The organism is Nocardioides sp. NPDC023903, from assembly GCF_040639295.1.
Taxonomy (GTDB): Bacteria; Actinomycetota; Actinomycetes; order Propionibacteriales; family Nocardioidaceae; genus Nocardioides.
In genome coordinates this window covers 112589-124458 of sequence record NZ_JBEZZS010000001.1, presented here as the reverse complement: position 1 = coordinate 124458, position 11870 = coordinate 112589, and the positions used below count along the sequence as shown (strand labels likewise).

The following is an 11870-nucleotide window of genomic DNA, read 5'->3' as shown; positions in this document are numbered from 1 at the left end:
AGAGAGGTTACGGCGCCTTCGAGGTCGTCGAGATGCCGGTGGTCTCCCGTGGACGGTCGGAGGCGACCTCGGTCACAGACCCGATCGCAAGGTCCGCGGCGAAGGTGCGCGGAGTGTCGAACGTGCCTGGCCGCATCCGCCGGCGCAGCTCCGTGGCGACGTACGCGGCGACCGCGAACATCACCAGGTCGGCCGCCACCAGGGCGACGAGCGCGAAGGTGCTGCTGACCGGCCCGTCGACGTACTGCTCGGTGTCGAGGTGGCAGACCAGGCCGACGACCATGAACGCGAGGGAGACGCCCAGACCGATGCGCAGGTCGCGCGCCTCGTCGAGGGCGGTCACGCCGTTCCGCGAACCGGTCGGGACCCGCAGCGGCAGGAGCCGCCCCAGGCGCAGCGCGGCGATTCCGGCGCCGGCGGCGAGGAAGGGCAGGAACGGGACCGCGTAGCGCGCGTGGATCCAGCCCCCGCCGGCGATGAATCCGGCAACGTTGATCAGGATCAGCAGGCAGTAGCCGCCCAGGAGCGCCCAGATGGCCAGGTCCTGGCGGTGCTGCATCGTGCTCTGCGGGGCGAGGTGGATGAGCCGCAGGACTCCCGTACGGCGCGGGTTGGCCTTCGCGGCGGCATCGAGCCCGAGGCCGACCAGGGTGAGCGTCAGCACGATGACGGCCGCCTGGCTCCAGGTGTTGGCGATGTTGCCATCGGTCCACAGACTGCCGAGCAGGTGGCCGTAGAACTCGGGGTTGACCAGCTGGAACAGGGTGGTGCCGTTGGGCTCGCGCCCGAACTTCTCGAAGAGCGAGCCCGACGCGGTCGGGTCACCGTAGAGCTGGATGTTGCGCACGTAGAACCAGCCGAACACGACCACCGGCGCCATGCCGATGCACGCCGCGATCCCGACGGCTCGCCAGAAGGTCCCGCGCAGGAACGTACGCAGCGACGGCTCCCGCAGCCACATCGCCACCAGCACACAGGCGCCGAGGAAGAGGACCGCGACCAGGCCGGTCGAGCGGAACCCGGCAGCCGCGACGCCGACCGCGGCCGCGGCGATCAGGCGCTCGCGCGTCACGCCCTGGCGGATCATCCGGAACCCGAGGTAGAGCGTCATGAACGCCGCCGCCGAGGACCAGCCGTCGTTGTAGATCCCGCCGCCCACGAACGTCATCGCGCCGCAGCCGATGCACATCGCCGAGGCGATCACCGGCACCGCCGGGCGTCGTGGCACCAGCTCGCGCGCCAGCAGGCCGACCATGATCGTGGTCAGGGCGAACCCGAGCGCATTGAGGAGGCGCATCCCGAGCAGCGTCAGGCCTGGCGAGCCGACGGCGTCGCCGAGCCAGACGAGCGGCAGGCTCATCGCGTAGAAGAGCGGCGGGTGGTTGGCGACCCAGATGTCGCGATGGGCCTCGTCGGCACCGAAGAGGCTCTCGGCCAGCTGCGGGTAGCGCGCCGGGTCGTCGGGGATGTCGGTGTCGATCGTCGGCAGCGTCCCCTGGGAAAGCGCCACCGCGTACGCCGCGTGGGCCCGCTCATCGGCCTTGAACAGGGCCGGCATCGCGATCGCCACCTGGGCGCTCATCGCGAAGCCGAGCACACCCAGCAGCAGGACGCAGATCGTGGATTGGGACATCGAGACCCGTGGAACAGTCACGTACACGACGTTAACCGCCGAAACTGACGGGACACACGAGCCACGGCTCACGGGCGGTGAACAGCACGCGACGCGCGGGTGAGCGAAGGTTGACGCAAAACTCGGTCGCATCCGCCGCTGGCGGGCCGATAGCGTCCGGAGGTGTCATGCCTACTTCACCGCGGTCGCTGCCGCACCACATCGCCATGGTCGCCTCCCCGGCGATCAGCCACCTCCTGCCGAGTCTGGAGCTGATCAAGGAGCTGGTCGAGCGCGGCCACCGGGTCACGTACGCCACCCACGAGTCGATGTCCGACGCGATCAAGCCGACCGGGGCCGAGCTGGTTCCGGTGCCGACGGTGCTGCCCGTCGAGGACCGACTCTGGCCCGAGGACCCGGTCGCCGGGATGGGCATCTTCCTCGACGACGCCATCCAGGTCCTCCCGCATCTGGAGTCGTTCTACGGCACCGAGCCCGCCGAGCTCTACCTCTACGACATCGGTGGCTATGCCGCCCGGGCCCTCGCGGAGAAGCAGCAGCGTCCGTTCGTGCAGCTCTCGCCGACGTTCGTCGCCTGGGAGGGGTACGCCGAGGAGGTCGGCGCCCAGGTGCGGCAACTGCCGGGCTACGACGGCTACCTGGATCGGTTCGGGGCGTGGCTCGAGGACGCGGGAGCAAGCACTCGTGACCCGGAGACGTTCGCCGGGGCGCCGAAGCGGGCGCTCGCCCTCATCCCGAAGGCGATGCAGCCCAACGCGGACAAAGTCGACGAGGAGGTCGTCACCTTCGTCGGACCGTGCTTCGCGCTCGACTCCGAGGAGACCTGGACCCGCCCCGCCGACGCCGATCACGTCCTGCTTGTCTCCCTCGGCTCGGCCTACGCCGCCGGCGCGGACTTCTTCCGCGCCTGCATCGAGGCGTACGCATCCCTCCCCGGCTGGCACGTCGTGATGTCGACCGGCACCCAGCTCGACCCGGCCGACCTCGGCGACCTCCCCGGCAACGTCGAGGTCCACTCCTGGCTGCCGCAGCGCGCCGTCCTCGCCCAGTCTGACGCGTTCGTCACACATGCCGGGATGGGCGGCAGCAGCGAAGGTCTGATGGCAGGCATCCCCATGGTCGCGATCCCGCAGGCGGTCGACCAGTTCATGAACGCCGATCGTCTCGTCGAGCTCGGCGTCGCTCGAAGGATCGACGCCGAGGACGTCACTGCCTCTGCGCTGCGTACGGCACTGCTCGAACTGCTCGACGACCCCGACCGCGCCGTGCGCTCGGCTCAGCTGCGCGCCGACGCCATCGCCGAGGGCGGCACCCGCCGCGCCGCTGACCTGATCGAGGCCATGCTCGCTGGTTGATCGCAGCACCCGCTGGTCGAGCCGCCGGAGCCGCTAGGCGGAGGCGTGTCGAGACCAACGCGGTACGATCGAGCGCTGACGGGACTGTGTTGGTCTCGACACGCTCGCTGGCGCTCGCGGCTCGACCAGCGGTGTTACTTAGTGGCTTCCATCATCTGCCGCAGTTCCTTCTTGAGATCAGAGATCTCGTCGCGCAGACGGGCGGCGACCTCGAACTGGAGCTCGGCGGCGGCGCCCTTCATCTGCTCGGTGAGGTCGCCGATGAGCTGAGCCAGGTCGGAGGAGGGGAGTCCGACGAGGCCGCGCTCGCGGGCCTCGCGGGCGGCGTCTCCGAGCATCGGGGTCGGGGACTTGGCAGCGGTCTTGCCGGCGCGGCCCTTGGCCTCGGTGCCGGCCCAGGTGTTGAGCAGCTCCTGGGTGCTCTCGTCCTCGCGGGCGAGCATGTCGGTGATGTCGGCGATCTTCTTGCGCAGCGGCTGCGGGTCGATGCCGTTGGCCTCGTTGTAGGCCATCTGGATCGCGCGGCGGCGGTTGGTCTCCTCGATCGCCGACTCCATGGAGGGGGTGATCTTGTCGGCGTACATGTGCACCTGACCGGAGACGTTTCGGGCCGCACGGCCGATGGTCTGGATCAGCGACTTGTCCGAGCGAAGGAAGCCTTCCTTGTCGGCGTCGAGGATCGAGACCAGCGACACCTCGGGAAGGTCGAGGCCCTCACGGAGCAGGTTGATGCCGACCAGGACGTCGTACTCCCCCAGCCGCAGGTCGCGGAGCAGCTCGATCCGCTTGAGCGTGTCGACCTCGGAGTGGAGGTAGCGCGTCCGGATCCCGGCATCGAGCAGATAGTCGGTGAGATCCTCGGACATCTTCTTGGTGAGCGTGGTGACCAGGACGCGCTCGTTCTTGGCGACCCGGTCGTTGATCTCGCCGATCAGGTCGTCGATCTGGCCCTTGGTCTGCTTGATGATCACCTCGGGGTCGATCAGGCCGGTCGGGCGGATGATCTGCTCGACCACGTCAGGCTCGCCGCCGTCGCGGCTGACCAGGTCCAGCTCGTAGTTGCCCGGCGTCGCGGAGAGGTAGATCGTCTGGCCGATCCGCTCCAGGAACTCCTCCCACTTCAGGGGCCGGTTGTCCTGGGCGCTGGGCAACCGGAAACCGTGCTCGACCAGGTTGCGCTTGCGGGACATGTCGCCCTCGTACATCCCGCCGACCTGCGGGACCGCGACGTGGGACTCGTCGACCACGAGGACGAAGTCCTCCGGGAAGTAGTCGAGCAGACAGTTGGGCGCCGAGCCACGCTCGCGGCCGTCGATGTGCATCGAGTAGTTCTCGATCCCGGAGCAGGACCCGACCTGCCGCATCATCTCGATGTCGTAGGTCGTACGCATCCGCAGCCGCTGCGCCTCGAGCATCTTGCCCTGCTTCTCGAAGGTGCTCAGCTGCTGGTCGAGCTCGGCCTCGATGCCGTTGATCGCGCGCTCCATGCGCTCGGGGCCGGCGACGTAGTGGGTCGCGGGGAAGACGTAGAGCTCCTGGTCCTCGGTGAGGACCTCGCCGGTGACGGCGTGCAGCGTCATCAGCCGCTCGATCTCGTCGCCGAAGAACTCGATCCGGACCGCGTGCTCCTCGTAGACCGGGAAGATCTCCAGGGTGTCGCCGCGCACCCGGAAGGTGCCTCGAGTGAAGGAGAGGTCGTTGCGGGTGTATTGGATCTCCACCAGCCGCCGCAGGATCGAGTCGCGGTCGTGCTCCTCCCCCACCCGCAGCCGGATCATCCGGTCGACGTACTCCTGCGGGGTGCCGAGACCGTAGATGCAGGAGACGGTCGAGACCACGATGACGTCGCGCCTGGTCAGCAGCGAGTTGGTCGCCGAGTGGCGCAGCCGCTCGACCTCCTCGTTGATCGAGGAGTCCTTCTCGATGTAGGTGTCAGTCTGGGGGACGTACGCCTCAGGCTGGTAGTAGTCGTAGTAGGAGACGAAGTATTCGACCGCGTTCTCCGGGAAGAGCTGGCGCAGCTCGTTGGCGAACTGGGCGGCGAGGGTCTTGTTGGGCTGCAGCACCAGCAGCGGGCGCTGCAGCTGCTCGGCCGTCCAGGCCACGGTCGCCGTCTTTCCGGTGCCGGTCGCGCCGAGCAGGACGACGTCCTTGACGCCGCCCTGGATCCGCTTGGTGATCTCCGCGATCGCAGCCGGTTGGTCACCCGAGGGCTGGTAGTCGGAGACCACCTTGAACGGGGCGACACGACGCTCGAGATCGGTGACTGGACGCATGATGTCCAGGCTACTCGGGACCACCGACAGTCTTGGCGCCCTCGACATCCACGCCGACGCTCCGACTACTCGCGGCGACGAAGCACCATGACCACCGCCACCGTCCGAGCCAGACCCGCGATCGGGCCGAACGGCAACGCGAAGCCCCACCAGTAGGCGAGCTCGAACGGGAGCAAGGCGATCGAGAGCCACCCGCCGAGGCGCGGACGCGTCCACAGCACGAGGCCAACCACCGCCTCGGCCACGCACACCGCCGTGAACCCGGCCAGCAGCAGCACGGTCGTCGGGATACCGACGTCGACGAACGGACCGTCGCCGTACGTCGGGAAGCCCATGAACATCCACACCTCGCCGTCGTGCGTCGCGAAGTGGTAGGTGCCGTAGGCGGCAGGGATGCCGAAACCGACGCTGAGCAGACCGGACAGCACCGCGGCGATCCTGCTCCAGACCGTCGATGCTGTGCGGTGGGAGCTGGGGATGACATCGGCGCTCATGCAGACACTCAACCGCGCCCCACACCCGAGAGAGCGAGTAGTGCGCTACCTGTCACGCTGTCGTCTGCACGTGGCCGCCAGAGGAGCGGAAGTGCCACCGCCGCGAGTGCGCAGAGTCCGCCGGCGGCGAGGATGACGTACGGCACCAGCCGGAGCTCCGGGAGCATGAGATCCGCGCCCATGCGGATCTGGGTGCGCATCCACACGGCGAAGGTGGCGGCCGCCATGCCCACCAGGAACGCCGAGATCAGCACTGTCGCGACCTCCTCACGCCGGCGGACCTCGCCCCACGGCAGCGCATCGACGATGGCCAGCAGACCGACCGAGAGCACGATCGCGATCAGCGGCATGATCGTCATCAGGTAGCGCTCGTGCGGGTTGCCGCCGCCGGAGCGGAACTGGGCCAGGTTGACGACGATCACGAACGCGTGCGCGATCAGCACGAGCAGACCGACGGCCGCGACCGACGGGACCCGGGGCGCGCTGACGACGACACCCCGCTCGCGACCGTGGTCACGCAGACGCGCGAGGATCCCCAGGGCCAGTCCGAGCAGAGCGACGAGCGTGATGGCGTCGATCACCCAGTGCAGCGTCGTGCCGCGCAACTGGACCGGCACCCACAAGTGGTCGTACCAGCCGTGCCAGAAGCGCGGCGCGGTCATCACCTCGAACCAGGTATCGATCTGCACCCGCTGGTAGCGCGCCAGGAGCGCCGAGCTCGCGGTCGCGTCGCCATAGAGCACGATGTTGCGTACGTAGAACCAGCCGATCGCCAGCCCCGGCACCCCGGTGGCGATCGCGGTGAGCCAGGTAGCCCGGAGGAAGCTCTTCGGGGTGCGGTCGCGGAGCAGCAGCGTCACCCCGAGCGCGGCACCGCACATGATCACCGTGATCACGCCGGGCGCTTTGGTCGCGGCGGCCAGAGTGCCGGCGACCGCCATCACGATCATCCGGTTCCGGGTCACCCCGAGGCGGAGGATGCGCAGGGTCGCGAGCACGGTCAGCGAGGAGGCCGCCACCGCCAGGCTGTCGTTCATGACGAACCCTGCCGCGATCGCCAGCACCGCCGGCGAGGCCATGATCGCGGTGGCGAGCATCGCGGCGGGCGGACGCCGTGGCGTCACCTCGAAGGCGATCAGGCCGACCAGGAACACCAGCGCCCCGTACGCCAGAGCGCTCACCGCCCGCATCCCGGCGATCAGCACCTGCGGGTTGTCCAGCGCGTCGGCCAGGGCGACCCACGGCACGCCGAGGAGGTAGTAGAGCGGCGGATGGTTGGCGGTCCAGATCATCCGGTGGCGATCGAACTCCTCCCGGTTCGCGCCCCGGGTGATCTGCGGGAAGCGCTCCCTGTCCTGCGCCACCGGTGTGTCGATCGTGGGCAGCTCGCCGGTGTGGAGCGAGATGGCGTACGAGGCGTTCGGGCCCTCGTCACGCGCGTGGTACGACAACGCCTGCGTGGTGGCCACGTAGAGGCTCATCGAGGCCGCGAAGGCGCCCAGCAGCGCGAGCACCGTGACCAGCCTGACCGAAGGCCTGGCGGGCGCGTCCGTCGGTTCGGCGCTCAGCACCGCAGCATGGCTCATCACATGGCTCCCGAGGTTGGACGGCGTCATGAGCCGCACACCCGTGAGCTCGCGTCGAACCGTAGGACATCTCGATGAAGCACCGGTGGATGCCGTACGGAATCAGAGGGTGAACGCCTGGCGAACCTCGTCCTCCGTCAGCCCGTAGTCGGCCAGGCTGTAGTCGTGCTTGGGCCGGGCGCTCCCCGAACGCGACTCGGCATCGATGCGGGAGACCTCGGCTCGCGCGGCGTCGCTCCAGGGGATGTCGAAGTGGGTGTAGATGTTCTCGACGGTGCCGACCGGGTCCTTGACGAACCCGCGGTAGTCGACGTCGAGGAACTGCGCCGGGTCGTACCTCTTCCGGGTCTCGGCGAAGGAGCGCCACGAGCGGGAGAGCATCTCCAGCTGGGTCTCGCCGATGGTCTCACCGACGAACGTGGTCGACATCCCCGCGGTCGCCTCTGCGGAGAGCGAGCAACCGGAGGCGACCGAGACGACCGGCTCGCGGTGGGTGACGACCACGAGCGCGTCCGGGTAGACCTCCATCAGCGCGTCGAGCGCGACCAGGTGGGAGGGGTTCTTGAGCACCCAGCGCTTGTCGGTGTCGTTGAGCCCGATGAGCTGCAGGGTGCGGCGGTGCAGCTCGTACGCATCGCGCCAGTCCTGCTTCGCCAGCCAGGCCGAGTAGCGCGGGACGTGGGCCAGCGACTCGAAGGAGATCGACCTGCCGCTCTGTCGCAGCACCCGCCAGCACTCCTCGACGCTGGTGGCGTCCATGTAGTGGATCCCCATGAACTCGGGGTTGGTGACGTGGTGCTGCCGGTAGGCGCCCTGCAGGGCGTTGAAGACCGGGTCCTGCTCCCAGGTCTCGCGCGGGGGACGCGGCTGGGGGAACTCGGTCAACCAGGTCTCCAGACCCTGGTGTGCCGGGTCGGCGGCCAGGAGCCGGTGCAGGGCGGTGGTGCCGGTGCGGACGAGTCCGGTGACGAAGATCGGGCGCTCGATGCGTACGTCCTGGTGCTGGGGGAACTCCGCGAGCCGGGCCTGCGTCATGAGCCGGCCGACGAGGGCCGACTTCACCTGGGACCGGTGGAAGTAGTTGCCGACCGGGGTGAGCCCGGCCTCGGGCGAGGCCAGGTCCTCGACCAGGAGCCGCAGCCCCTCCTCGTGATCGGTCCCACCGAAGTCATTCAGTCCCGTGGTGCGGATGGCGGCCGCGCAGATGTCCTCGTACGTCCCCACATCCGCCCGCTCGCGCTGTGTCGTCTTTCCTGGGCCAGTCTCAGTCATGGAACTCCCCGCAGTCCACGTTGAGCACGGTCCCGGTGACCGCGGAGGCCAGGTCGCTGCCGAGAAAGAGCGCCGCCCGGGCGACCTCCTCGGGGGTGGCGAGCCGCTTCAGGTCGGTGGGGGCTGCCTTCTCGGCGTACACCTCCTCGTGGGTGCGCCCGGACTCCGACGCCATCCAGTCGAAGTAGGCCTTGTTGACGTCCTCGTAGATGTAGGACGGCGCGATGGAGTTGACCCGGATGCCGCGCGGGCCGAGCTCGGTGGCCAGCGAGGAGGCGAGGTGGGCGAGAGCACCCTTGGAGAGCTTGTAGCCCGCGAACTCGGGCTGGCTCTGGTAGAGCACCGCGGAGTTGATCATCACGATCGCGCCGCCGGGCTTGTCCGGCGTGGCCGCCAGCGCGTCGGCGAAGAGTGCCGAGAGCCGCAGCGGGGCGTAGACGTTGGACTCCTGGGCCAGCCGGAGCGCGTCGAGCGGGATCTGGGTGAGCGGGTCCATGGGCGGGATGCCGAAGGCGTTGTTGAGGAGTACGTCGACGCGCCCGAACTCTTCCAGCGTGGCGTCGACCAGGTGCCGGCGCGCGTCCTCGTCGGTGATGTCGGTCGGCACCACCAGCGCACGTCGTCCGTGCTCCTCGATGACGCCGGCCATCTTCTGCAGCCGCTTCTCGGTGCGGCTGGCGAGCACCAGGTCGGCGCCCATCAGCGCGGCCTGCTCGCCCAGCGAGCGACCGAGGCCGGGGCCGACCCCCGAGAGCACGACGACCTTGCCATCCAGGAGTCCAGTCATGGCGCCTAGACTAGAACGTGTTTCACTTTTCCGGAAGAGGCGCAGCTGGAAGGGTCAGGTCGGGAAGCTGAACCTGGCGACCTCGTCGACCCAGGCGGCGTACGCCCCGACCTCCTGCGGCACCTGCTGTGCCCGGACGAGGTCGGCGTGGGCACGGAGCACCCGGGACCAGTCGGCGCACGAGCCACAGGTGGCCCGGCCGCATCCCGCCGTGTGCTCGCGCGCGACCTTCTCGAGCAGCTTGCGGAACGTCGCGCCGTCCTCGCCCGCAGCCAGCGACTCGACCACGGCCCCGAGCACCTGGACGGCCTGCGCCGGCGCCCCGACCAGGATCGCCATCAGGATCCCGAGGGCGTGGTGGCCGGCCGGCTCGGTGCCCACGCTCGCCACCGGGGCCGTACGCGCCAGCCGATAGACCGCGAGCAGCTTCCTGGCAGCCCCGGGCGTCGGGCAGAACCTGGCCAGCTCGCTCGTGAACAGCGCCTCACCGGGGGTCATCTCGAAGGTCTCGAACGGGTTCAGGCGCCCCGCCCGGTCTCTGGTGCCCGCGGCCAGCGCGGCCGGCCACGACGGCACCGCCTGACGCATCAGCGACCGCATGAACCGCACCGCGGGGTCCCCCGCGAACGCCCGCAGCGCGAACGGCACGTCGAAGACGCGGGAGAGGTACGCCGCAGGCTCCGCCACTCGCCCCTCGATCGCTCGTCGCAGCACCTGCGCGTCCACGGCCGCGACTACCGCGACACCCTCCTGGCCGCTCAGCTCGTCGATCGCCTGCAGCACCCCGGCGGCAGTGGCCGGGTCGCACTTGTCCAGGTCGTCGACGTAGACGATCGTACGGCTCGCCAGCGGCGCTCTCAGCGCGCCGGCCGACGGTCCCGGCGGGGGTCCGGGCGGGGCCGCCCGCAGCGCGGCCTCGTAGGCCGCGACCTCGCGGTCCATGGCCGCGAGCGCCATCGTGGTGCTCATCGGCTGCGCGCGGCGCTTGCCGCGGGGGCCGTCGTCCTCGGGCACGCCCGCGAGCGCGGCCCGCAGCTCGGCCGTCCGTCGCTGTGCGGCCTGATGCTTCGCCACCAGCGGCGGCGGCTCACTCTTCCCCGCGCTGCGCACACTGTCGAGCACCGCGCCCGCCACGTCTCCCTCGGCATACTGGCGGGCGTCGATGCGTACATGGGTGGTGCGGGCGGGGTAGGTCTCGTCGTGTTCGGTGAGCCACTCCATGCGCTCCTGGACCTTCCGCAGGAAGGTCGACCGGCCGCTCCCGGGCAGTCCCTGGACGGCGACCGAGATCGGGAGCTGGGTGCGCGCGGAGGCGAGCAGACGGGCCAGCCGGTCGACGTCGCCCCGGTGCCCGAGGACGTCGTCGTCGGTCTGCTCGAGCATCGGTGCTGGGGCAATCATGGGTTCGACCACGGGGTCGATCACTGGTTCGTTCACGGGGCCGGTGACGATCGGCACCTCTGCGGTGTCCCCCGCTCCCGGTGACTCGGTCTGCGACGGAACCGGATCCGGAGCCACCTCGATCGGGGCCGGTTCGGCCACCTCAGCCACCTCCGTGACTTCGGCAACCTCAGGAACCTCGTCCCGGGGCTCGCGCATCTCCGCGAGCGGCGTGACCGGCAGTCCAAGCTCGGCCTCGACCGCTTGGAGCGCCTTGGCGAAGTCGGCGGCACTCCAGTGCCGCCCGGCCCGGCGCTTGAACATCGCCTTGCGCAGCGCCTCCTCGAACGACGGCGGGACGTCGTCGCGGTCGATGGACAGCGGGTCGTACTCCCGGATCCGCTCCACCAGAGCCACGGGGGCGTCGCGGCCACTCGACCCCTCGAAGGGCGTACGTCCCGCGAGCAGCGTGTAGCAGGTCGCGGCGAGGCTCCAGATGTCCGCCCAGGCGCTCGGCTCGGGCGGATCCGAGAGCATCTCCGGCGCCATCCACGGCAGCGAGGTCGAGTCGGCGCCGCCAGGACGACCGGCCGAGGAGAGACCTCCGAAGCCGACCAGCTGCGGCTCCCCGCCACTGGTCATCAGGATGTTGGCGGGCTTGACGTCGCCGTGCAGGATCCCGTGCCGGGCGGCGACGTCGAGCGCTCCAGCGACCTTGATCGTGATGCTCAGGGCCTCGGCGACCGGGAGCCGCTCGCGCTTCCAACGGGTCTGCAGGTCGCCGCCGGCGCGATGGTCCATCACCACGAAGCAGCGGTCGTCATCACTGACGCCGACGGCGTGCAGCGGCAGCACGTGGGGGTGGGCGGCGAGCTCGGCAACCTCTTTGGTCTCCTTGGCGAGCGCGTCCTGGGTCTCGCCGCTGAGCCGGTCGTTCCAGACCTTGACGGCGACGTCGACCTTCTCCTGCGGCCACGCGTAGAGGAAGACAACGGAGGATCCGCCTGCGCCGATCAGCCGACGATGATCGAAGCCCGGGATCGTCGGTGGCTCGTGGTGGGGACTGGCCATGGGCGGCAAGCATAGG

General features: G+C 69.7%; 8 protein-coding genes. 1 reads left to right on the top strand and 7 read right to left on the bottom strand.

Annotation, left to right across the window (positions count from 1 at the left end; translation table 11 throughout):
* Nucleotides 1-7 precede the first annotated feature (7 nt).
* Complete coding sequence (locus AB0F44_RS00600) at nucleotides 8-1654, bottom strand: hypothetical protein (RefSeq protein WP_357351658.1); 1647 nt, start codon at nucleotides 1652-1654, stop codon at nucleotides 8-10.
* Between the two features lie 146 nt (nucleotides 1655-1800).
* Between AB0F44_RS00600 and AB0F44_RS00595 the strand changes: the two genes are divergently transcribed.
* Nucleotides 1801-2988 (top strand): macrolide family glycosyltransferase, encoded by a 1188-nt coding sequence (locus AB0F44_RS00595; RefSeq protein ID WP_357351656.1) that lies wholly within the window; start codon nucleotides 1801-1803, stop codon nucleotides 2986-2988.
* Between the two features lie 134 nt (nucleotides 2989-3122).
* Here AB0F44_RS00595 and uvrB read toward each other — a convergent pair whose 3' ends face one another.
* The 6 genes from uvrB to AB0F44_RS00565 all read right to left on the bottom strand — a co-directional run bounded on the left by uvrB (nucleotide 3123) and on the right by AB0F44_RS00565 (nucleotide 11854).
* Entirely contained in the window at nucleotides 3123-5264 is a 2142-nt protein-coding gene (uvrB, locus tag AB0F44_RS00590) for an excinuclease ABC subunit UvrB (RefSeq protein WP_357351654.1), read from the bottom strand.
* Between the two features lie 65 nt (nucleotides 5265-5329).
* Nucleotides 5330-5758 (bottom strand): hypothetical protein, encoded by a 429-nt coding sequence (locus AB0F44_RS00585; RefSeq protein ID WP_357351652.1) that lies wholly within the window; start codon nucleotides 5756-5758, stop codon nucleotides 5330-5332.
* 8 nt (nucleotides 5759-5766) lie between these two features.
* A complete protein-coding gene (locus AB0F44_RS00580) occupies nucleotides 5767-7344 on the bottom strand; it encodes a hypothetical protein (protein ID WP_357351650.1) in 1578 nt (525 codons plus the stop codon).
* Nucleotides 7345-7446: 102 nt separating this feature from the next.
* A complete protein-coding gene (locus AB0F44_RS00575) occupies nucleotides 7447-8616 on the bottom strand; it encodes a sulfotransferase (protein WP_357351648.1) in 1170 nt (389 codons plus the stop codon).
* A complete protein-coding gene (locus AB0F44_RS00570; RefSeq protein ID WP_357351646.1) occupies nucleotides 8609-9403 on the bottom strand; it encodes an SDR family oxidoreductase in 795 nt (264 codons plus the stop codon). The genes AB0F44_RS00575 and AB0F44_RS00570 overlap by 8 nt, the downstream gene beginning before the upstream one ends.
* Nucleotides 9404-9457: 54 nt before the next feature.
* Nucleotides 9458-11854, bottom strand: coding sequence for a protein kinase (locus AB0F44_RS00565; RefSeq protein ID WP_357351644.1), 2397 nt, complete (start codon nucleotides 11852-11854; stop codon nucleotides 9458-9460).
* Nucleotides 11855-11870: the final 16 nt, after the last annotated feature.

Coding starts and splice junctions, on each gene's coding strand:
- AB0F44_RS00580 (WP_357351650.1), bottom strand. CDS start 7,344: ATGAGCCATGCTGCGGTGCTGAGCGCCGAACCGACGGACGCGCCCGCC.
- AB0F44_RS00575 (WP_357351648.1), bottom strand. CDS start 8,616: ATGACTGAGACTGGCCCAGGAAAGACGACACAGCGCGAGCGGGCGGAT.
- AB0F44_RS00565 (WP_357351644.1), bottom strand. CDS start 11,854: ATGGCCAGTCCCCACCACGAGCCACCGACGATCCCGGGCTTCGATCAT.
- AB0F44_RS00585 (WP_357351652.1), bottom strand. CDS start 5,758: ATGAGCGCCGATGTCATCCCCAGCTCCCACCGCACAGCATCGACGGTC.
- uvrB (WP_357351654.1), bottom strand. CDS start 5,264: ATGCGTCCAGTCACCGATCTCGAGCGTCGTGTCGCCCCGTTCAAGGTG.
- AB0F44_RS00595 (WP_357351656.1), top strand. CDS start 1,801: ATGCCTACTTCACCGCGGTCGCTGCCGCACCACATCGCCATGGTCGCC.
- AB0F44_RS00570 (WP_357351646.1), bottom strand. CDS start 9,403: ATGACTGGACTCCTGGATGGCAAGGTCGTCGTGCTCTCGGGGGTCGGC.